The sequence below is a fragment of the Streptomyces sp. NPDC107550 genome (assembly GCF_055639095.1).
In genome coordinates this window covers 52,595-73,967 of record NZ_JBVKBC010000026.1, presented here as the reverse complement: position 1 = coordinate 73,967, position 21,373 = coordinate 52,595, and the positions used below count along the sequence as shown (strand labels likewise).

Here is a 21,373-nt window from a genome sequence, read left to right as displayed (position 1 = left end):
GCCCGAGGGACGGGTCCGAGGGACGAGCCCCGGGGAGAGCCCCGCGGGCTGGTTCGGCGGCCTGGTTCGACGGCCTGGTTCGGCGGGTCGGACAGGGTGGCCGGGGCGTCTGCACAGCGGCGGCAAGCGGTCCACCAAGCTCAAGAAAAGCTCAGATCAATCATGTGGTTCCGGTGCCGGGCACCGGGTCCCCCGTGACATACTTCGTACGCGCTCCGCATCCCCCGTCGGAGCGACGGACCGACGCCGGGCAGCTCCCCCCGTGGCTGCTCGGCGTCGCCCATTCCAGGGCCGTTCAGGGCCCGTGTGCGGGGTCCCTCGTCGGCGGCACCCGGGGCTCTCCAGGAGCCGTAGGGTGGAGGTCGTGAACCTCGATGATCTCTCCGCATCCCAGTCCTCCCCGGAGACGCCCCCGTGCTCGGGCAAGGGCTGCCGCAGCGACGCCGTATGGGTGCTCGCGTGGAACAACCCGAAGCTGCACACGCCGGACCGGCGCAAGACCTGGCTCGCGTGCGACGAGCACCGGGAGCATCTGACGAAGTTCCTCGGGATACGCGGCTTCCTCAAGGAGGTCGTCCCGCTGACCGAGTGGCAGGCCAGGGAACAGCCCGCCGGCGACTAGGGCCTGCCCTTCGGAGCCGTCAGCCGCCGATCGCGGACATGGGGCGGTCGGGCTGGAGGAAGGTGGGGTCGTCGAGGCCCGAGCCGGCCTTCTTGCCCCACATCGCCGTCTTCCACAGCCGCGCGATGTTCTCGTCGCTGTTCTCCGGGGCCTCGGCGCGCAGCGCGGCCCGCAGGTCGGTCTCCTCCGTGGCGAACAGACAGGTGCGCACCTGTCCGTCGGCGGTGAGCCGGGTGCGGTCGCAGGCGGAGCAGAACGGGCGGGTGACGGAGGCGATGACGCCGACCCGGTGCGGTCCGCCGTCCACGATCCAGCGCTCGGCGGGCGCGGAGCCGCGCTCGTCGGCGCCCTCGGGCGTCAGCTCGAAGCGGGTGCGGAGCGAGGCCAGGATGTCGCCCGCCGTGATCATGCCGTCCCGCTTCCAGCCGTGCTGGGCGTCGAGCGGCATCTGCTCGATGAAGCGCAGCTCGTAGCCGTGCTCGACGGCCCAGGCGAGCAGCTCGGGGGCCTCGTCCTCGTTCAGCCCGGGCATCAGCACGGAGTTGATCTTCACCGGGGTGAGGCCGGCGTCGTGGGCGGCGGCGAGGCCCTCGATGACGTCCTTGTGGCGGTCGCGGCGGGTCAGGGTCTTGAAGACGTCGGGGCGCAGCGTGTCCAGCGACACGTTGACCCGGTCCAGGCCGGCTTCCTTGAGCGCCTGCGCGGTGCGCTTGAGGCCGATCCCGTTCGTCGTGAGGGACATACGGGGGCGGGGGTCGAGGGCGGCGACCCGCTCGACGATGCCGACGAGCCCGGGCCGCAGCAGGGGCTCGCCGCCGGTGAAGCGGACCTCGGTGATGCCGAGGCGGGTGACGGCGATGCGGACCAGCCGCACGATCTCGTCGTCGGTGAGCAGGTCGGGCTTGGCCAGCCATTGCAGGCCCTCTTCGGGCATGCAGTACGTGCAGCGGAGATTGCACCGGTCGGTCAGCGAGACCCGCAGGTCGGTGGCCACCCGGCCGAAGGTGTCGATGAGCACGTGGGCCCCCTCCCTGAGCGAGTTCTTCCTGACGCCTCCGAGCCTACGTGACGGGTCTGACAACGACAGGCCGGTGATCCCACGAGCGCGCCGCGCCCCCGTCGTAGGGATCTACAGCCCAGGGCGACGGGGGCGCGGCGGCGGGAGTGCGTTCGTACAGGTCAGGCCCGTGCGAGTCAGGCCCGTACAGGGCAGGTACGTACAAGGCAGGTACGTACAGACCTGGCCGTACGCATCAGTGGGCGCCCGTGCCGGTCAGGGAGCGGACCTCGAGCTCGGCGTACTTGCCCTTGTCCGCCTTCTCCTTGGAGAGGTACGTGCCGAGGACGCCGAGGAGGAAGCCGACCGGGATGGAGACGATGCCCGGGTTCTCCAGTGGGAACCAGTGGAAGTCGACGCCCTTGAACATGGACGTCTTCGGGTTGCCGGAGACGACCGGGGAGAACAGGACGAGGAACACGGCGGTGAACAGGCCGCCGTAGATCGACCAGAGCGCCCCGCCTGTCGTGAACCGCTTCCAGAACAGGGAGTACAGGATCGTCGGCAGATTCGCGGAGGCGGCGACGGCGAACGCGAGGGCGACGAGGCCCGCCACGTTGAGGTCGCGGGCGAGGGCGCCGAGGGCGATGGAGACGATGCCGATGAAGACGGTGGCCCAGCGGGCGGCCCGCATCTCGTCCTTCTCGGTGGCCTGGCCCTTCCTGATGACGTTGGCGTAGATGTCGTGCGCGAACGACGACGACGAGGCGAGGGTGAGGCCCGCGACGACGGCGAGGATCGTGGCGAAGGCGACGGCCGAGATGGAGGCGAGCAGGATCGCGCCCCAGTTGGAGTCGGTGCCGCCGAGGTGCAGCGCGAGCAGTGGCGCGGCGGTGTTGCCTGCCGGGTTGGAGGCGATGATCTCGGCGGGCTTGATGAGGGCGGCGGCGCCGAAGCCGAGCGCGATGGTCATCAGGTAGAAGGCGCCGATGATGCCGATGGCCCAGTTGACGGACTTACGGGCGGCCTTCGCGGTGGGCACGGTGTAGAAGCGGATGAGGATGTGCGGCAGGCCCGCGGTGCCGAGGACGAGGGCGATGCCGAGCGAGATGAAGTCGATCTTCGACGTGGACGTGGCGCCGTACTTGAGGCCGGGCTCCAGGAACGCCGAGCCCTTGCCGCTGTTGGTGGCGGCGGTGCCGAGCAGGTCCGAGATGTTGAAGTGGAACTTCAGCAGCACCAGGAACGTCAGCAGGATGGCGCCGGCGATGAGCAGGACCGCCTTGACCATCTGCACCCAGGTGGTGCCCTTCATGCCGCCGATGGTCACGTACACGATCATCAGGACGCCGACGAGGGCGACGATGAGGATCTTGCCCGCGTCGGAGGTGATGCCGAGCAGCAGCGAGACGAGGACGCCGGCGCCGGCCATCTGCGCGAGCAGGTAGAAGATCGACACGACGATGGTGGAGGCGCCCGCGGCGGTGCGGACCGGGCGCTGGCGCATGCGGTAGGCGAGGACGTCGCCCATGGTGTAGCGGCCGGAGTTGCGCAGCGGTTCGGCGACGAGGAGCAGCGCGACGAGCCAGGCGACGAGGAAGCCGATGGAGTAGAGGAAGCCGTCGTAGCCGAAGAGGGCGATGGCGCCGGCGATGCCGAGGAAGGACGCGGCGGACATGTAGTCGCCGGAGACGGCGAGGCCGTTCTGGAAGGCGGTGAACTGCCGCCCGCCCGCGTAGAAGTCGGCGGCGCTCTTGGTCTGGCGTCCGGCCCACACGGTGATGACGAGGGTGGCGAGGACGAACACCGCGAACAGGCTGATGATCAGCGGCCGGTGCTCGCTGGCCTGCTGGGCGGCCAGGGTGGTCACGGGGCTCATGCGCCGCCCTCCATACGGGACTTGATGGCCTCTGCCTTGGGGTCGAGCTTGGCGGCGGCGTGCCGCGAGTACCACCAGGCGATGAGGAACGTGGTGAGGAACTGGCCGAGGCCGAGGACGAAGGCGACGTTGACGTTGCCGGCGACCTTGGTGCCCATGAAGCCGCCCGCGTAGTTCGACAGCAGGACGTAGAGCAGGTACCAGGCGACGAACGCCACGGTGAGGGGGAAGGCGAACGAGCGGTGCGCACGGCGCAGTTCACCGAACTCCGCGCTCTGCTGCGCCTCGACGAACGCCTCGGTGGAGGGCAGGTCGGGACGGGCGTCCGGGCTGCCCTTCTGCGGTGGTGGTGCGTCGGTGGCCACGGAGTCTCCTCGCGGTGCGTGTGCGGTCATTCGGTCGGCGGTCGTGGGGGTGCGCGCTCATGCGGGGTCGACGGCTCGCAGTGATGTGGATCACATGGGCCGGGTCGAGATGGTAGGGCCACTCGCCGGGTTGCGACAGGGGGCCGAAGCCCTCCCGTACCCCTTGCTCAACGGCACGGAGGCACGGCCGCCGTGGTTCAACTCCCTTTATTTCTTTCTGAACTCGTTGCTGACCTGCGGGGACTAGAGATACGTTCGCACCGCACCACGCGTCATGTACCTGCCCGGGCACCACTTGTGTTCGGGCTTTTCCGTATTCGCCTCATACGACGGATGATGTGGAGATCCCATGGCTCATCTGCCTGCCAGACGCCGCCTTGCCCTCGCCCTGCCGATCGGCATGGCGCTCACGGCCTCCTTCGGCTTCCTGCCGTCCACGGCCGCGGCGGCGCCCGCCGACTCCCCGGCGGTGAGCGCCGGTTCGGAGTCCGCGTACGCCTACGTGGTGAACGCGCGCGGCACCGACCGCAAGACGATCGCCGCCGCACAGCAGGCGATAACGGCGGCCGGCGGCTCCATAGTCGAGACGTACGCGAAGATAGGCGTCGTCGTCGCGCACTCGTCGAAGGCCGATTTCGCGCAGCGCGTGCGGGCCTCGAAGGCGGTCGCGTCGGCGGGCGCGTCGCGTACGGCACCGCTCACCCCGGCGGGCACGACCGACGAGGGCGCGGTCAAGAAGCTGTCGGCGGCGGACGTCAAGTCCCTGGGCGCGAAGGCCGCTTCGGGCCAGGAGCCGCTTGAGGCCGACCAGTGGGACCTGCGGGCGATCGGCGCCGACAAGGCCGCCGCGATCAACCCGGGCAGCCGTTCGGTGACGGTCGGCGTCATCGACACGGGCGTCGACGACACCCACCCGGACCTCGCCCCGAACTTCTCCGCCTCCCAGTCGGCGAGCTGTGTCGGCGGCAAGGCGGACACCTCGCCGGGCGCCTGGCGTCCCGCCTCCCCCGACCACTACCACGGCACGCACGTCGCCGGTGAGATCGCCGCCGCGCGCAACGGGATCGGCGTCGCCGGTGTCGCGCCGGGCGTGAAGGTCGCGGGCATCCGCGTGGCCGACCCGGTGAGCGAGATGTTCTACCCGGAGGCAGTCGTGTGCGCCTTCGTGTTCGCCGCCGACCACGGCATCGAGGTCACCAACAACAGCTACTACGTGGACCCGTGGATGTACAACTGCGTCGGCGACCCCGACCAGCGGGCCATCGTGGACGCGGTGAACCGCGCGCAGAGCTACGCCCGCGACAAGGGCACGCTGAGCTTCGCCTCCGCCGGCAACTCCAACCACGACCTCGACTCCGACGCGATCGTGGACACGTCCAGCCCGGACGACTCGACGCCGGTCACGCGCACGATCGACCCGCACAAGTGCTTCGACGTGCCGACCCAGCTCCCCGGTGTCGTCACGGTCAGCTCGACGGGCGTGACCAACGCGAAGGCGTACTACTCCAGTTACGGCAACGGCGTCATCGACATCGCCGCGCCGGGCGGTGACAAGTACAAGAGCCCGTCCGACACCCCGTCGAAGAACGGCCGCATCCTCTCGACGCTGCCCGGCAACCAGTACGGCTGGCTCCAGGGCACGTCCATGGCGTCGCCGCACGCCGCCGCCGTCGCCGCGCTGCTGAAGTCGGCGCACCCGAAGGCGTCCCCGGCGCAGCTCCAGGCGCTGATGAAGACGCAGGCCGATGAGGAGACCTGCCCGGCGTCCTACGACGGTGACGGCGACGGCAAGGTCGACGCGGTCTGCGAGGGCGGCACGCAGCGCAACGGCTTCTACGGCTACGGCATCGTGAACGCCCTGAAGGCCGTCAAGAAGTGAGGGGCGGGCGGATGGGAACGCGTCTGACGAAGTCCCTCGCCGCCTGCGCCGGTCTGGTGACGGCGACCGCCCTGGCCATCGTGCCGCAGGCGGTCGCCGCGCCGGGCCCGGTCGCCACGGACGGCCCGCTGCTCAGCTACGTCGTCAACGTCCGTCCGGGGCACGGCACTTCGGCCGAGGTCAGCCGGGCCATCGGACGGGCCGGCGGCAGTGTCGTCATCGCGTACGACAAGATCGGTGTGATCGTCGCGCACTCGAAGAACCCGGAGTTCGGCCGCGTCATGCGGGCCGTGCGCGGGGTGGCGAGCGCGGGCGCGACGCGTACGGCGCCGCTCGCGTCGTCCGCCACGGACGAGACGGGCACGACGAAGGCGCTGGACGCGGCCGGTGTCGCGCGGGCGAGCGCGAAGGCGACGGCGGGGCAGGAGCCGCTGGAGCCCAACCAGTGGGACATGCGGCTGATCGGCGCCGACCGGGCGAACCGTGTCGAGGCGGGCAGCCGGAAGGTGACGGTCGGCGTCATCGACACCGGCGTGGACGACACCCACCCGGACCTCGCCCCGAACTTCTCCGCCGACCGGTCGGCGAGCTGTGTCGGCGGCAAGCCGGACGCCTCGCCGGGCGCCTGGCGGCCCTCGGAGGCGTCGGCGGACCACGGCACGCATGTGGCGGGCACCGTCGCCGCCGCCCGCAACGGGGTCGGCGTGGCCGGGGTGGCGCCCGGGGTGCGCATCGCGGCGATCAAGGTCGCGGACGCGGGCTCGCAGATGTTCTACACGGAGTCCGTGGTCTGCGGCTTCGTCTGGGCGGCCGACCACGGCATCGACATCACCAACAACAGCTACTACTCCGACCCCTGGTACATGAACTGCGTGACGGACGCCGACCAGAAGGCGCTGGTGGACTCCGTCAGCCGGGCGATCCGCTACGCGCGCGACAAGGGCGTCACCAGTGTGGCGAGCGCGCACAACTTCAACGACGACCTGGCGGCGGACTCGGTGGTCGACACCTCGAGCCCCGACGACGGCACCCCCGTCGAGCGCACGGTCGACCCGGCGAAGTGCCCGATCGCGCCCGAGATGCTGCCCGGCATCGTGACGGTCTCCTCGGTCGGCGTCACCAAGGCCAAGGCGTTCTACTCCAACTACGGGCAGAACGTCATCGACGTCTCCGCGCCCGGCGGCGACAGCCTCAAGCCCGCCGGTACGCCCGACGCCAACGGCCGCGTGCTGTCCACGCTGCCCGGCGGCAAGTGGGGCTACAAGCAGGGCACGTCGATGGCGGCGCCGCATGTCACGGGCGTCCTCGCGCTGCTCAAGTCGCGCCACCCGAAGTCGTCCCCGCAGCAGTTGGAGGCGCTGCTGAAGCGGCAGGCCGACCCGCAGGCGTGCCCGGCCTCGTACGACGGTGACGGCGACGGCGTCGTCGACGCGGTCTGCGCGGGCGGCAAGCAGCACAACGGCTTCTACGGCCACGGCATCGTCGACGCGCTGAAGGCCGTCGCGCTGAAAGCCGTCAAGTAACGCGGCACGTACGGCACTTACCCGTAGGAAACGATGGGAGAGCTCATGACGACGTCCACCTCGCGGCAGCCGCGCGGACGCCTGCGCCGGGCGGTGTCCGTACCGCTGGGCATCGCCGCGGTGACGGCACTCGCCTTCCTGCCGAACGCGGCGGCGACGGCGGCCCCCGCCCCCGACGGCGGCGCGTCCGCGCGGGCGGCGGCGGACGGCCCGGAACTCAGCTACATCGTCAACGTCCGCCCCGGCAAGGGCGACACGGCGTCCGTGCGCAAGGCCATCGCCGAGGCCGGCGGCACGGTCGTCATCGCGTACGACAAGATCGGCGTCATCGTCGTGCACGCGAAGAACCCGGACTTCGCCAGGACGGTCCGTGCGGTGCGCGGCGTCCAGTCGGCCGGGGCCACGCGGACCGCGCCGCTCGCCGCGCAGTCCAGCGACGACATCGCCACGCAGAAGGTGCTGACGGCGGCGGAGGCCAAGAAGGCCGCCGCGCGGGCGACTTCGGCGCAGGACCCGCTGGAGCCGTTGCAGTGGGACCTGCCGGCGATCAAGGCCGACCAGGCGCACGAGAAGACGCTCGGCAGTCCGAAGGTGACCGTCGGCGTGCTCGACTCGGGCGTCGACGACACCCACCCGGACATCGCGCCGAACTTCGACCGGAAGGCGTCGGCGAGCTGCCTCGGCGGCGTCCCCGTGCAGAAGGGCGACGCGTGGCGGCCGGTCGCGGGCGAGTCCGACCACGGCATGCACGTGGCGGGCACGATCGCGGCGGCGAAGAACGGCGTCGGGGTCACCGGTGTCGCGCCCGGCGTGAAGGTGGCGAGCCTGAAGGTGGCCGAGCCGGCGACCGGCATGTACTACGCGGAGGCCGTCGTCTGCGGCTTCGTGTGGGCGGCCGACCACGGCGTCGACGTCACCAACTCCAGCTACTACACCGACCCGTGGCTGTTCAACTGCGTGACGGACGACGACCAGAAGGCCCTGGTCACCGCCGTCACCCGCGCCACCCGGTACGCCGAGGGCAAGGGTGCGGTGAACGTGGCGGCGGCCGGGAACTCCTCGACGGACCTCGCGCAGGACGAGATCGTCGACGACTCCTCGCCGGACGACTCCAACCCCGTACCGCGTACGATCCGCACCAAGGACTGCTTCGACATACCGTCGCAGCTCCCGGGCGTGGTGACCGTGTCGGCGACCGGCGCCAAGGGCATCAAGGCGTCGTACTCGAACTGGGGCAAGAACGTCATCGACATCGCCGCGCCGGGCGGTGACTCCACGAAGTACCAGACGCCCGCTCCCCCGGCGACCAGCGGTCTGATCCTGTCGACGCTGCCGGGCGGCAAGTACGGCTACAAGGCCGGTACGTCGATGGCCTCGCCGCATGTCGCGGGGGTCGCCGCGCTCATCAAGTCGACGCATCCGCACGCCTCGGCCGCCCAGGTCAAGGCGCTGCTGTACGCGGAGGCGACGCCGACGGCGTGCACGGACCCGTACGACATCGACGGTGACGGCAAGGTCGACGCGGTGTGCGTGGGCGGCAAGAACAAGAACAGCTTCTACGGCGCCGGTACGGCGGACGCGCTCGCCGCGGTCACCAAGTAGCGGCGGTTCAGGGCACGTCGGAGGGCCGGGTGGCGCACGCCACCCGGCCCTCCGGTGTGAGCGGGGGCGCGCGGGGCCAGAGTGTGGACATGACTCCTGCTGCTCCCGGCACCGCCGCGGTGTGGGCGGCGCTCGGCGGCGATCCCGCCCTGCTCCCCCGGCTCTCGTACCTCACGCGCGCGGGCGCGCTGCCCGCGCGGCTGCCCGTCCTGGACCTCGCCCGTTCCTGTGTCGGCGGCTGCGCGCTCGCCGCCGCCGAGTGGACGGCGGCCTGGCGCGGCGGGCCCGTGCCCGCCGCGCGGGTCGACGACGGCGCGGTGGCCACCGCGTTCGTCAGCGAACGGCATCTGCTGATCGACGGGCGGGCGCCTGTCTCGTTCGCGCCGCTGTCGCGGATGTGGCGCACCGGCGACGGCTGGCTGCGCACCCACGCGAACTATCCGCACCACCGGGCCCGGCTGCTCGCCGCGCTCGGCGCCGGGCCGGGGGCGGGCCCCGAGGAAATCGCCCGACTGCTGGCCGGGCGGTCCGCGTACGAGGTCGAGGAGACGGTGTACGCGGCCGGGGGCCTCGCGGTCGCCCTGCGCACCGCCGAGGAGTGGGCGGCGCACCCGCAGGGCGCGGCGCTCGCGCGGCGCCCGCTGATCGGGCGGGAGCATGTGCCGGGGGCGCCGGCGCGGGCGGCGGGGCGGCCGGTGCGGGTCCTGGACCTGACGCGGGTCATCGCGGGCCCGGTGGCGACGCGGACGCTGGCGCTGCTGGGCGCGGACGTGCTGCGGGTGGACACGCCCCGTGTGCCGGAGGACCCGGACGCGCACGCCGACACCGGGTTCGGGAAGCGTTCGGCGCGGCTCGACCTCGGCACGGCGGCGGACCGGCGGGCGTTCGAGGAGCTGCTCGCGGGCGCGGACGTGGTCGTCACCGGGTACCGGCCCGGCGCCCTGGACCGGTACGGGCTCGGCGCGCGGGAGCTGGTGGAGCGGCGGCCGGGGCTCGTGGTGGCGCGGTTGTCGGCGTGGGGGCAGGACGGGCCGTGGGGCGGGCGGCGCGGCTTCGACAGCCTCGTGCAGGTGGCGACCGGCATCGCGGCGGCCGAGGGCACGCCTCAGGCGCCGGGTGTGCTGCCCGCGCAGGCGCTCGACCACGGCACCGGGTATCTGATCGCGGCCGGGGTGCTGCGCTCGCTCACCGAGCAGGCGCGGGCGGGCGGTTCCTGGCTGCTGCGGTTCGCCCTCGCACGAACGGCGCACTGGCTCACCGGCGAGCTGGAGCCGGGGGCGGGCGGCGTGGTGGGCGAACCTTACGACGCGAAGGACCCGGCCGCCTGGCTGACGGTGACGGACAGTGCGGTGGGCCGGCTGCGGCACGCGCTGCCGCCGCTCGATGTCGACGGCGCTCCGGCGAACTGGGCGCGCCCGCCCGGCGCGTGGGGCACGGACCCGGCGGTGTGGGCCGAGCGGGGGTGAGCCGGACGCGGCGGTGTGGGCCGGGCGGGGGTGAGCGGGCGCGGTGGTGTGGGCCGGGCGGGGAGTGAGCGCACGGGGCGGTGTGGGCCGAGCGGGGGTGAGGGCACGGACGCGGCGGTGTAGGCCGAGCGGGGGTGAGCGCGCGCGGCGGGCCGGGGCGGTGGGGTGCCCCTGCGGGCGGAGCGCTTCGCCCCGGTTGTTCCCCTGCGCTTGCCGCTTGCCCGGACCACTGGTGAAGATCCCAGGGTGACTTCGCTTCCACCGACCACCGAGATACCCGCGCCCAGATCCGCGGACGCGGCGCCCGTGCGCGGGCCCGGGGCCGGGCGTGCCGTCGCCGCGCTCGTCCTCGTCGTCGCCGCCGTGCTGATCCCCGCGCTGGGTCCCGGCGCCGCGCTCACCGGCACCGGCGAGGCCGCCGCGCCCGGGGTCGGGGGCATCGCGGTGCTGCGGACGGTGCTGTTCGCGGCGGTGTGCGTGCAGGCGGGCGAGCTGTTCGCCGCGCGCCTGGCACGCCGGTCCGCGCCGGGGACGCGGCTCGGGTCCGCGCGGGGTGCACGGCTGGTGTCCGCGCCGCGCGCCTGGTCGCCGTACGCGTCGTGGGCGGGGTTCCTCGCGGCGCTCGCGCTGGCCCTGGTGGTTGCCGCGGGCAATCTGATCCCGCACCGGCTCGGCGATCTCGACATCGGCGGCCTGTACGGGTCGCGGGACGGCACGATCGCGCTGGTCGAGGTCAACGCCTTCCTCGTCGCCGCCTGGTGCGCCCGCTCCCGGCGGCCCGGCACCGCCGTCGTGCCGCTGGCTGTGATCGTGCTCGCGGAGGCGCTGCGGGCGCACCCCCCGACCGAGGACAGCGCCCTGTTCGGGTCGGTGCTGACGGTGGTCCATCTGACGTGCGCGGCGCTGTGGGCGGGCGGTCTGCTCGCTGTGCTGCGGCGGCTGCGGGCGGCGCGGCGCACGGCCCCGGAGGCGGGCACGGCGCTGTTGTGCCGCTACGCGCGCGTGGCCGCGCTGCTGCTCGCGGGGATCACGGTGACGGGCCTGTGCAGCACGCTGCGCCGGATGCCGCCGGGCACGGTCCTCGACCAGCTGACGACGACGGCGTACGGGCGGACGCTGCTGGCGAAGGTGCTGCTGGTGGCCGTCGTCGCGGTGCTGGCCCTGGTGGCTCGGCTGCGGCTGCGCCGGGCGCCGGCCCGCACGCACGCGTACGCGCCCGCGCGGGCCGAACTGGTCGTGCTGGCGCTGGTGGTGGCGGTGTCGGCGGTGCTGACGGCGGTGCCGCTGCCGATCCGCTGGTGAGCGGCCAGTTCCCAGCCGGGCGGCCGGTCAGTTGGTGACGAGGACCTTCAGGGCGGTGCGCTCGTCCATCGCGCGGTAGCCGTCGGGGACGCCCTCGATGTCCACGGTCATGTCGAAGACGGGCGAGGGGTCGATCGTGCCGTCCAGGATGTCGGGGAGCAGGTCGGGGATGTAGGCGCGGACCGGGGCGACGCCGCCGCGCAGCGCGATGTTCCGGTCGAACATGACGCCGAGGTCGAGTCCGGTGCCGCTGCCGTGCGGGACGCCGACGTAGCCGATGGAGCCGCCGTCGCGGGTGATGCCCACGGCCGTCTCCATGGACTGCCGGGTGCCGACCGCCTCGATCACGGCGTGGGCGCCCTGGCCGCCGGTCAGGGTCCTGACGGCCTCCACGGCGGCTTCCCCGCGCTCGGCGACGACGTCGGTGGCGCCGAAGCGCCGGGCGAGGTCGGTGCGGGCGGGGTGGCGGCCGAGGGCGATGATCTGTTCCGCGCCGAGGCGGCGGGCGGCCAGGACCCCGCACAGGCCCACGGCGCCGTCTCCGACGACGGCGACGGTGGCGCCCTCGCGCACGCCCGCGCCGAGCGCCGCGTGGTGGCCGGTGCCGAGGACGTCGGACAGGGTGAGCAGCGCGGCGAGGAGGCGGTCGTCGCCCATGGCGTCGGCGGGCAGGCGGACGAGGGTGCCGTCGGCGAAGGGCACGCGTACGGCCTCGCCCTGGCCGCCGTCGTAGCCGACCGTGCCCCAGAAGCCGCCGTGCTCGCAGGAGGTCGTCAGGCCCTCACGGCAGAACGCGCAGACGCCGTCGGACCACATGAAGGGCGCGACGACGAGATCGCCGCGCCGCACGCCGCTCACCTCGGCGCCGGTCTCCTCGACGACGCCGAGGAACTCGTGCCCGATGCGCTGCCCCGGCCTGCGCTCCGACTCGCCCCGGTACGCCCACAGGTCGCTGCCGCAGACGCAGGCGCGCAGGACGCGGACGACGGCGTCGGTGGGCAGGGCGACGACGGGTTCGGGCACGTCCTCCACGCGCAGGTCGTAGGGGGCGTGGATGGTGGTGGCGCGCATGGGGGGGTGTTCCTTCGTGCGGATCGTGCCGGGGGGTGCCGGTACGGGGGTGCCTGTACGGGAGTGCTGGGTGCCGCTCCCGAACGGCGCACGCGGGAACGTGCTGCTCAGGAGAGGGCGCGCGGGGTCGCCGCGTGCTTTTCACCGTACGCCGACCGCGGCAGGGCCCGCCGTCCGAGGGCGCCCTGGGTGAGCAGGTACTGGGCCGCCACATAGGTGAGCATGATCCAGAAGTCGGGCAGCGGCGGCGCGGGCCGTTCGGCGACGCCGAGGGCGATCATCGAGTCCGACAGCAGGAACAGCGCGCCGCCCACCCCCGCCGTCGCCCCGAGCCGGGACGCGCCGAAGGCCATGGCCGTCAGCAGCAGGCTGTACCCGGCGACGGGCCCGCGCATGTCGGCCGGCAGCCCGCTCCACAGGAAGGCCAGCGTCGCGGCGAGGGCGACGGCGTACCCGGCGCCCAGCAGCACCGCACGCGCGCGTGGGCGGCCGGCCCGCCGGAACAGCAGGAGGTAGCAGACGTGCCCGGCGGCGAAGCTGCCCATCCCGGCGAGGAACGCGGCGTCACTGCCGAACAGCAGCAGCACGTCGCCGCCCCACCCGCACAGCAGCGCCGCCACCAGCAGCCGGGGGGCGTCGCAGGCGACGGCGTAGGCGGCGAGGACGAGCATGAGCAGCGGCTTGAGGATGACGTGCCCGGTGTGGAACCCGGCGAGGAGGGCGAGCAGGTCGCCGGCGCAGACGATGAGGAAGGCGGCGCGCAGGGCGCCGGCGCGGCTCACGCGGCGCTCTCGGTGGCGGGGCGCGCGGCGGGCGCCGGGGTCTCGGCGGGGCGCGGGGGCTGCCAGCCGGGGCCGCGGAAGAGGCGCCCGGCGCGCTCCCGCCACGTACGGGCCGCTTTGAGGTCGCGGGCGATGGCGGCGTACTCGTGGGTGGCGACGCGCAGCGGGTTGTACGTGCTGATGTTCTTGGTGAGGCCGAAGACGGGCCGCTCGACCTCGGGCACCCAGGAGCCGAAGAGGCGGTCCCAGACGATGAGGATGCCGCCGAAGTTGCGGTCGAGGTAGCCGCCCTGCGAGGCGTGGTGGACGCGGTGGTGGGAGGGCGTGTTGAAGACGTACTCGAAGGGGCGCCACATCTTGTCGATGCGTTCGGTGTGGATCCAGAACTGGTAGACGAGGTTGGCCGACGAGCAGAACGCGAGCGCCGCCGGGTGCACCCCGCAGGCGATGAGCGGCAGGTAGAACGGCCACACGGTGAGGCTGGTCCAGGGCTGGCGCAGGGCGGTGGAGAGGTTGAACTTGCGGCTGGAGTGGTGCACGACGTGGCAGGCCCACAGGATGCGGATGACGTGGTGGCCGCGGTGCGACCAGTAGTAGAAGAAGTCCTGCGCGAGCAGCATCAGCGGGACCGTCCACCACAGCACGGGCACGCGCAGCGGGGTGAGGGCGTAGACCGCGCTGTAGACGGCGACGATCGGGATCTTCCACAGGAAGTCGAAGACGAGGCTCCCCAGCCCCATGGTGATGCTGGTCGCCGCGTCCTTGGTCTCGTACCCGGCGGCGTCCTCGTCGGGATGCAGGCGTACGGAGACGATCTCGACGATGGTGAGCAGCACGAAGGCGGGTATCGACCACAGCACGACATCGGGCAGGTTCGGCGACGACATGCGTGCACCGTAAGCGCGGGGAGCGGGCCTCGGCTAGAGGTGGTTACCGACAAGTATTACCTGCGGTAAAGGGTCAGACTCCGGCGGCTCCCAACAAAGATCCGGCCGCGTAGGTCACCGCCATGGCGAGCGCTCCCCCGCCGACGTTCCGCCAGATCGCCGGGCGTACGGCGGCACTTCCCGTACGGGCACTGCTCCAGCCGGTGAAGGCGAGCGCGACGAGGACCGAGCCGACGGTCACCGGCAGCCGCCACGCGGTGGGCGGCAGCACGATGGCGAGCAGCGGGAGCAGCGCGCCCGCCGTGAACGCGAGGAAGCTGGCCCAGGCCGCGTGCCAGGGGTTGGTGAGGTCGTCGGGGTCGATGCCCAGCTCCACGCGCGCGTGGGCGCGCAGCGCGTCGCGCTCGGTGAGCTGTTCGGCGGCCTCGCGCGCGACGTCGTGGCTGAGGCCGCGCTCCTCCAGGAGACCGGTCAGCTCCCGCAGTTCGGCCTCGGGGTCCTCCTTCAGCTCGCGGCGCTCCATGGCGAGCGCGGCCTTCTCGGAGTCGCGCTGCGTGGACACGGACACGTACTCGCCCGCCGCCATCGACATCGACCCGGCGAGCAGCCCGGCGAGCCCGGCGGTGAGCAGGGTCGAGCGGTCGTCGGTGGCGCCGGCGACGCCGACGACGAGCCCGGCGGTGGAGACGACGCCGTCGTTGGCGCCGAGCACGGCGGCCCGCAGCCAGTTGAGCCGCGCGCCGAGCGCCCCGCCGTGCGCCTCGGCGTGATCGGTGGTTGCCTCTGGTTCAGTCACGGGGGGAGCATGACACCCCGGGGGGTCAGCAGGCGCGGACCGGCACGACCGTACGTACGTCGTCCGCCGCGATCCGGCGCACATCGCCGCCCTGCCGCAGCCGCACCCCGCGCCGGTCGCCGCGCACCAGCACCCCGCACACCGTCCGTCCTTCGCCGGTGCTCACGCGCACGTACGGGACCGGGGTCTTCGCCTTCGGGGTGTCGGCGGGCGCGATCCAGGTCACCGCGACGGCGGCCACGACGAGGCTCAGGCCCGCGACGGAGAGGCGGCGGGCCGCGGTCAGGGCGTCCTGGGTGCGCTCCACCTCGTCGAGCACGGCCGCGAAGAGGCGTTCGCCGGTCAGCCAGACCCGGGCGCCGGGTGTGCCGTGCGCGGCGCCGACCGCGCGCAGCGCCCCCGCGAGCAGCAGCGCGAACGCGGCGACGAGGAGGGCGGCGGTGGCCCAGCGCCAGCCCGCGGGGAGCCCGGCGACGGAGTCCCGGCCCTTGATGACGAAGACGGCGCCGACGAGGCCCGTGAGCCCGGCGAGGCCGTTGCGCCAGCCCTCCGCCTGCGCGCGCACAGCGGCCAGTTGACCGAGCTGGAGCTGCTGGCCGAGCTGCGCGAACCGCTTCTTGGTGAGGTCGGTCATGCGCCGGTCCCCGCGGGCGGCACGGCCACGTCCCAGAAGGCGCCGCACCCGGTGTCGGGCGACTCGGCGGGCCGGTCCGGGTGCGGGTAGCCGCACTGGCAGAACACGGTGATCACGCCGGTCAGCGGAGCGGGCGCGCGCCGGCGGCGCGCCTTGGGCGGGCCCAGTACGCCGTGCGCGACGCGGAACACGTTCACGGCCCGGCACATCGGGCACTCCCCGGTGACGGTGTACCAGCGGCCGTCCTCGGAGCGCCGCACGTCGAAGGCGCCCGCGGAGGTCAGCTCCCGCTCCTGGAACGGGGTGAGGTCATGGGGCACGGCGCTGCTCCTCGTCGTACGTACGGGCTTCGGGGGTCGGCGCGGGCTCGGCGGGGCACCTGGCGGGCAGCGTCAGTCCGAACAGCGGTGCGCGGCGGGCGAGCAGGTCGTACACCCAGGCGGTGCTCTCGCCCACCTCGCGGGCGGCGACCGCCACATGCCGTTCGTCGACGTCGCCCTCCAGGGCGGGCAGCCGGCCGGTGAGGTGGCGGCTGAGGACGATGAGGTCCTGCCAGCCCGGCACGTCGTCCGGCGCCGCAGGCCGCTCCACGCGCAGGTGCACGCCGAGCGGGCGGTACAGGGCGACGCGGTCCCAGGTGTCGCCCAGCGTCCAGCCGAAGCGGGCGGCCACGCGCAGCAGTTCCAGCGGGCCGACGGGGTGGTCGCCGAGCAGCGAGTCGTCGAACATGGCGGTGTCGTGCGGGGTGGGTCGCAGCTCGCGCCAGCCGCCTTCGCCCCCGTGATCGCGCCAGGGGCCGCCGAGCGGGGCGTACCGGTTCAGGGCGCGCAGACTCTCGCCCAGGGTGTGGTGCGCGGTGCGGGCGTGGGCGATGAGAGCGGGGATATCGGGGTTCTCCCGCCAGACGTACCCTTCGTCGCCCTCCCAGCTCTGTCTGCGCAGCAGGCACGCCGCGGGGTCGGCCACCGAGGGCCTGACGTCGTCGAGTTGGGGGACGCGGCCCGGGTCCAGGTGCGCGGTGAAGCCGAGGAGCGGCGCGAGTGCGCGCAGGCGTCGCGCGACTTCGCCGAGGGGGCGGTCGGTCATGGCCGCCGCGATCAGCGCGTAGGGCCAGTCGAAGCGCTTCGCCTCCAGTGCGGGCGCCATGGAGTAGCTCGTGCCGAACGGGTCCTGTCTGGTGCGGCCGAGGCGGTCGTTCACCAGGTCCATGTCGCTCTGCGGCAGCGCGCGCCAGGCGGACACCAGTCCGGCGGCCTCGTGCGGGATGAGACCGAGCGGCGCGAGGTCGGCCAGGGCCGCCGCGACCAGCCGGTCCTCGACCCCGATCTCCCGCACCTTCACCGCCAGTTCCCGCAGGGGCAGGGGGGTCAGGGACTCCGTCGGCTTCGGCTTGGCCCGGGAGGACCACCGGTCGAGGGAGCCGAGCAGGTCGAGTTCGAGGCGGCTGAACTCCCTGGCCGCGACCGGTTCGGGGTCGGCGAACGTCAGGCCGCGTGCCTCCAGGGCCCAGCCGTGGCGCTCCAGCAGCTCGCCCACGGTCATGGAGGCGTTGGCGGCGGCGACGACCACCCCGGCCAGGGAGACCTCACGGTTCGACGAAAAGTACGGCAACCCCAGTGTCTCCAGCACGCGTTGCGCCTCGGCGGACCGGAACCCCGGCCTCCGCCGCTCCTCGTGAACGACCGCCCCGCCCTCGGCCCCCAGTTCCTCCACCATCGGCTCGTCGGACAGGCCCAGCCACGCGTGCCTGGCCAGCACCTCGCGGTAGGCGGTCTCCGCCGGCCGCTTGCCGAAGGGCCGTGACCGCATCGGGTCCCCCGCGGCGCCGAAGCGCGGGTGCCACGCGAGCACGTCCAGGTCGGCCGTCTCGACGGCCTCGCTCTCGGGGGCGGGCTCCGCCTCCTCCGGTACGTCGAGCAGGAACCCCACTGCGGCCAGGCGCCGGGCCCGTGCCAGCGCCTCGCGTACCGGGAGCCCCGGCACGGCGGAGAACGTCCGCAGGACCTGGAGCGGAGGCAGCCGGCGCTCTCCCCGCCTGGCCCCCTGTCCCCGGGCGATCCAGTCGGCGAAGAGGCCGAATCGTGGCTCGTCGCTCCCCACGAGTCCCTGGTCCACCCGGTCGAGGGCCGTGGCGTACACGCGGTCCAGGTCCCGGGCGGCGGGCACCGCGAAGCCCAGGATCGCGTACCGGCGCAGCCGGGAGAGCAGCTTCCCGAGGGACAACGGCTGCCCTGCGGGGGGCAGTTCGGACTGGACCAGCCCCTCTTCTCTGAATGTCCCGCGCAGCCCCGTGCCCCGCAGGACGTCGGGACGCGGATAGCCCGCCACGGTACGCGGCACGGGGAGACGGCCCCAGTCCTTGGTCGGCATCAGTCCCGCGTCCCTGAGCACAGCGGCCCGCCAGGCGACCACCGGTGAATCTTCCAGGCCGGCGAACCGTTCCCGGATCATCGCCCCGTCGACCGCCACGTAACCGACCTGGCGGAACGGCACCGACGCCGACCTGGTCACCGTACGGACGCTGCGCACGCGGGCGTCGGCGTCCCACAGGCGCCGAGCGATCCGCTCGGCGCCCGTGAGCCGCACCTCGCCGAACTCCCACAGCCACTCCAGGGACAGCCAGTCCGGTGCGACGAAGTCCGCGCAGGCCCGCTCGATCAGCCTGCTCGCGTACTCCTCGTCGTAGGAGAGGATCTGGTCCCTGTTGGTGCTGAGGTCCGGGGCGTGGTTCTCCCGCAGGTCGATCACGCAGCCGTGGGGCAGCGCGAACGCGCCGCCCTGCCCGGTGGCGGGCCACGGCGGCGGGTCCGCCCAGTCCGGGGCCTCCGGTCGTCGCGGGGCGACCACGATCCCGTCCGCGAGCAGTTCTCCCCCGCCTGGCACCCACCACACGTCCCGCCCGGCCCGCGCCGGTGTCTCGCCGTCGCCGTGGTAGTACAGCCGGTCGGGTTCCCAGGCGCGCACGGTCTCGCCGTCGCGTTCGACGCGCAGCGCGAAGTCCGAGCGCCACACCATGCGCGTCAACTCCCCGGCCACGTCCACCGGTTCGCCCTGGAGGTAGAGGCGGACGCGGGTGCCGCCGTCCGGGACGGCTTCCGCGCGGTCCCGGATGCGGAACAGGCTGCCGGACGAGGCGACGTTCACCCGAAGGCCGCGTCCCGACTCCGCGCGGCCGAACTCGTCCGTGGGCCGCGTCTCGACGCGCAGTTCGTCGGCGAGCATGAAATAGCTGAACACGCCGATGCCGAACCGGCTGTTGGGGTAGATGCCGAGGTCCGGGTCCGCCCGGCGCCAGCGGGCCTGCTCCTGGCGGTAGGCGCGGGACTGCTCGAAGCGGCGGCCCGCGCGGGCGAACGTGCCGTGCAGGGTGGCGCGGCCCATCCCGACGCCGTTGTCCTCGACTTCCACATAGCGCCGCCCGTCCGGGTCGGTGCCTTCCCGGAAGACGATCGTGCCCCGCCAGGTGTACGGGATGTCGCGCGCGGCCTTTCCGTAGCGCAGCCGGGCCTGGCGGTAGCGGCAGGCGTCGAGCGCGTTCTGGAACAGCTCGCGCAGGGCGACGGTGCGGTCTCCGTACAGTTGCGTGCCCATCAGCAGTTCGCGCATCTCGTCCTCGGCGAGCGCGAAGCGCATCAGGGGGGTCGCGTAGGCGTCGCTCTTGCTGACGGGGTCGTACTCGGGGCGCAGCCGGTCGCCGGTGACGCGGTCGGGCAGACGCGCGGGCAGGTCGGTCAGGCGCAGCGCGGCGGCCTGGGCGCGGATGCGCTGGACGGCCTCGTCGGCCCAGCCGGCCAGCGTCTCCATCGCGGCGTGCACGGCGGGGTGCGGGCAGCGCAGGTCCAGGTCGAGGGCGCGCGTGTACGGGTCCCTGGTCCAGCGCAGGGCGCGGACCGCGCCGACGGCCTGGGCGGGCAGCAGGCCGTCCGTGACGCCGACGCTGTCGACGAGGACGCCGGGCAGTTCGGTGAGGTCGGCGCCGAGCAGGCCGGAGAGCGAGGCGAGCCAGGACAGGGCGCGCGGGCGCCAGCGCTCGGTGCCGCTGTGCGGGCCGTGGACGACGAGCGTGTCGAGGCGCCACGGCGCTTCTTGCGTGTCGTCGCCGTGGCGCGGGGGCTGGACGCCCAAGTGGCGGCAGACGTGCACCAGTTCGTCGGTCAGCTCACGGACGCCGGCCGCGGGGGCGTCGGGCCCGAGCAGCGCCTCGGCGAGCGGTGCGAGGAGTTGCGGGGCGTACGTGGTCCACAGCTCCTCCCGGCCGCTGACGTGCCGGTGCAGGAGCCAGGCGGCGACGGCCTCGGCGTCCTCGTGCCGCCCCCGGTCCATGAGTTCCCGGCCTTTGCGCCAGGCCAGGGCGTGCGCGGCGAAGGTGTGCTCCAGGTCGGCGCGGTCGGGCCGCAGCCCCTTCTCGCCGCGCGCCGGGTGCAGCAGGAAGGGCTCGGCGGCTGCGGTCTCCTTGACGCCCATGGCGCGTACGGCGTCCCGGACGAAGGGCGCGGCGGCGAGTACCGCCAGCTCCCCCGCGTCGAGCAGCGGCCCGCCTTCGGTGCGGGAGGGGGCGAGGAGCGGGCGCAGGCCCTGGTGCAGGACGCGTACGGGATGGTCGTCGTCGTACCACGGGTCGGGCACGCCCGCTCTCCCGCCCGCGCTCCAGCGCGCGCACTCGGTGACGAGCCGGTCGAGCGCCTGCCGGATCTGCTCCTTGCGGGGCTCCGGTCCCTGGACGGCGGCCCACAGTTGGGGGTCGCGCACGGCGGCCCGCCAGCTCTCCTGGAGCACGCGCCCCGCGCACAGTTCGACGCGGGCGACGGCGTCGGGGCCGCTCGGCGCGTAGTGGGCGGTCGGGGTCTGGTGGTGGGCGGCGGCGCGGGCGAGCGCGGTGGTGCGGGCGGTCGTGTACGTGATGACGTCGGCGACGGTGCGCGGCGGGGTGTCGGCGTGCAGGGCCTCGGCGAGCGCGCGCGTGAAGTGGCTGCCTTCCTCGTCGTCGCTGCCGCACAACTGGCCGGGCCCGCAGCCGAACAGCACCGCGACCCGCTCGCGCCAGGACGGGAAGTTGGTGGCGGGGCCGCCGCTCGCCGCGCTCTGCGGGCGGGCCGGGTCGCGGCAGGCGTCCACGGTCAGCAGGACGGTGCCCGCCCGGCAGCCCTTGAGCAGCGCCGTGAGGTCGAGCCCGATGAGGGTGTCGCGGTCGACGGCGGGCGGGTCCTCGACCCAGCTCAACTGGGCGTCGCAGGGCACGAGATGGTCCGCGCCGCCGAGGGAGAGCCCGTGACCCGTGAAGTGGATGAGGACGGTCGCGTCCTCGGGCGCGGTGCAGCAGACGCGGCTGATGGCGCTGCGGATACGGGAACGGCTCGCCGGTCCTTCGGGGTCGAGGCCGAGGAGTTCGACGCTGAATCCGGAGGTGCGCAGCGCGTCACTGAGGGTCTCGGCGTCCTTGCGCACGGCGGGCGTCAAGTCGGGGAACTCCTCGGCGAGTTCGTAGCGCGGCACGGCGACGATCAGCGCCCGTCGGTTCTCCCCCACAGCCCCGGCCTCCCCTGCGGCCTCCGCCTCCACGTGCGGTCA

The 21,373-nt window shown here is 73.5% G+C and carries 16 protein-coding genes; 6 read left to right on the top strand and 10 right to left on the bottom strand.

The annotated features are described in order from the left end of the window. Positions 1-364 precede the first annotated feature (364 nt). Complete coding sequence (locus ACZ7LY_RS26980; protein WP_471627310.1) at positions 365-622, top strand: hypothetical protein; 258 nt, start codon at positions 365-367, stop codon at positions 620-622. 19 nt (positions 623-641) lie between these two features. On the opposite strand, the gene moaA is transcribed toward ACZ7LY_RS26980, so the two are convergent. The 3 genes from moaA to ACZ7LY_RS26965 all read right to left on the bottom strand — a co-directional run bounded on the left by moaA (position 642) and on the right by ACZ7LY_RS26965 (position 3,863). After that, entirely contained in the window at positions 642-1,640 is a 999-nt protein-coding gene (gene moaA, locus ACZ7LY_RS26975) for a GTP 3',8-cyclase MoaA (protein ID WP_471627309.1), read from the bottom strand. Positions 1,641-1,875: 235 nt separating this feature from the next. Beyond that, positions 1,876-3,498 (bottom strand): solute symporter family protein, encoded by a 1,623-nt coding sequence (locus ACZ7LY_RS26970; protein ID WP_471627308.1) that lies wholly within the window; start codon positions 3,496-3,498, stop codon positions 1,876-1,878. Next, the gene (locus tag ACZ7LY_RS26965; protein ID WP_471627307.1) at positions 3,495-3,863 is read right to left on the bottom strand and encodes a DUF485 domain-containing protein; all 369 of its coding nucleotides are present in this window, start codon (positions 3,861-3,863) and stop codon (positions 3,495-3,497) included. The genes ACZ7LY_RS26970 and ACZ7LY_RS26965 overlap by 4 nt, the downstream gene beginning before the upstream one ends. 349 nt (positions 3,864-4,212) lie before the next feature. Here ACZ7LY_RS26965 and ACZ7LY_RS26960 point away from each other — a divergent pair, with 349 nt between their 5' ends. From ACZ7LY_RS26960 to ACZ7LY_RS26940, 5 genes are all read left to right on the top strand, one after another. Beyond that, complete coding sequence (locus ACZ7LY_RS26960) at positions 4,213-5,742, top strand: S8 family serine peptidase (protein ID WP_471627306.1); 1,530 nt, start codon at positions 4,213-4,215, stop codon at positions 5,740-5,742. A gap of 11 nt (positions 5,743-5,753) precedes the next feature. After that, positions 5,754-7,265, top strand: a complete 1,512-nt coding sequence (locus ACZ7LY_RS26955; RefSeq protein WP_471627305.1) for a S8 family peptidase — start codon at positions 5,754-5,756, stop codon at positions 7,263-7,265. 45 nt (positions 7,266-7,310) lie between these two features. Next, positions 7,311-8,867, top strand: a complete 1,557-nt coding sequence (locus tag ACZ7LY_RS26950) for a S8 family peptidase (RefSeq protein WP_471627304.1) — start codon at positions 7,311-7,313, stop codon at positions 8,865-8,867. Positions 8,868-8,956: 89 nt separating this feature from the next. Beyond that, positions 8,957-10,333 (top strand): CoA transferase, encoded by a 1,377-nt coding sequence (locus ACZ7LY_RS26945; protein WP_471627303.1) that lies wholly within the window; start codon positions 8,957-8,959, stop codon positions 10,331-10,333. A 246-nt stretch (positions 10,334-10,579) separates the two neighbouring features. Further along, on the top strand, positions 10,580-11,635 hold the full coding sequence (locus ACZ7LY_RS26940; protein WP_471627302.1) for a CopD family protein: 1,056 nt from the start codon (positions 10,580-10,582) through the stop codon (positions 11,633-11,635). 27 nt (positions 11,636-11,662) lie between these two features. Here the strand turns inward: ACZ7LY_RS26940 and ACZ7LY_RS26935 are convergent, their stop codons facing one another. From ACZ7LY_RS26935 to ACZ7LY_RS26905, 7 genes are all read right to left on the bottom strand, one after another. Next, complete coding sequence (locus tag ACZ7LY_RS26935; protein ID WP_471627301.1) at positions 11,663-12,706, bottom strand: zinc-dependent alcohol dehydrogenase family protein; 1,044 nt, start codon at positions 12,704-12,706, stop codon at positions 11,663-11,665. Between the two features lie 107 nt (positions 12,707-12,813). Next, on the bottom strand, positions 12,814-13,488 hold the full coding sequence (locus ACZ7LY_RS26930) for a lysoplasmalogenase (protein ID WP_471627300.1): 675 nt from the start codon (positions 13,486-13,488) through the stop codon (positions 12,814-12,816). Next, on the bottom strand, positions 13,485-14,375 hold the full coding sequence (locus ACZ7LY_RS26925; protein ID WP_471627299.1) for a sterol desaturase family protein: 891 nt from the start codon (positions 14,373-14,375) through the stop codon (positions 13,485-13,487). The genes ACZ7LY_RS26930 and ACZ7LY_RS26925 overlap by 4 nt, the downstream gene beginning before the upstream one ends. A gap of 73 nt (positions 14,376-14,448) precedes the next feature. Then, a complete protein-coding gene (locus tag ACZ7LY_RS26920; RefSeq protein WP_471627298.1) occupies positions 14,449-15,171 on the bottom strand; it encodes a VIT1/CCC1 transporter family protein in 723 nt (240 codons plus the stop codon). Between the two features lie 25 nt (positions 15,172-15,196). Beyond that, a complete protein-coding gene (locus ACZ7LY_RS26915) occupies positions 15,197-15,805 on the bottom strand; it encodes a hypothetical protein (protein WP_471627297.1) in 609 nt (202 codons plus the stop codon). Beyond that, positions 15,802-16,125, bottom strand: coding sequence for a hypothetical protein (locus ACZ7LY_RS26910; RefSeq protein ID WP_471627296.1), 324 nt, complete (start codon positions 16,123-16,125; stop codon positions 15,802-15,804). The genes ACZ7LY_RS26915 and ACZ7LY_RS26910 overlap by 4 nt, the downstream gene beginning before the upstream one ends. Further along, entirely contained in the window at positions 16,115-21,331 is a 5,217-nt protein-coding gene (locus ACZ7LY_RS26905; protein ID WP_471627295.1) for an HD domain-containing protein, read from the bottom strand. The genes ACZ7LY_RS26910 and ACZ7LY_RS26905 overlap by 11 nt, the downstream gene beginning before the upstream one ends. Positions 21,332-21,373: the final 42 nt, after the last annotated feature.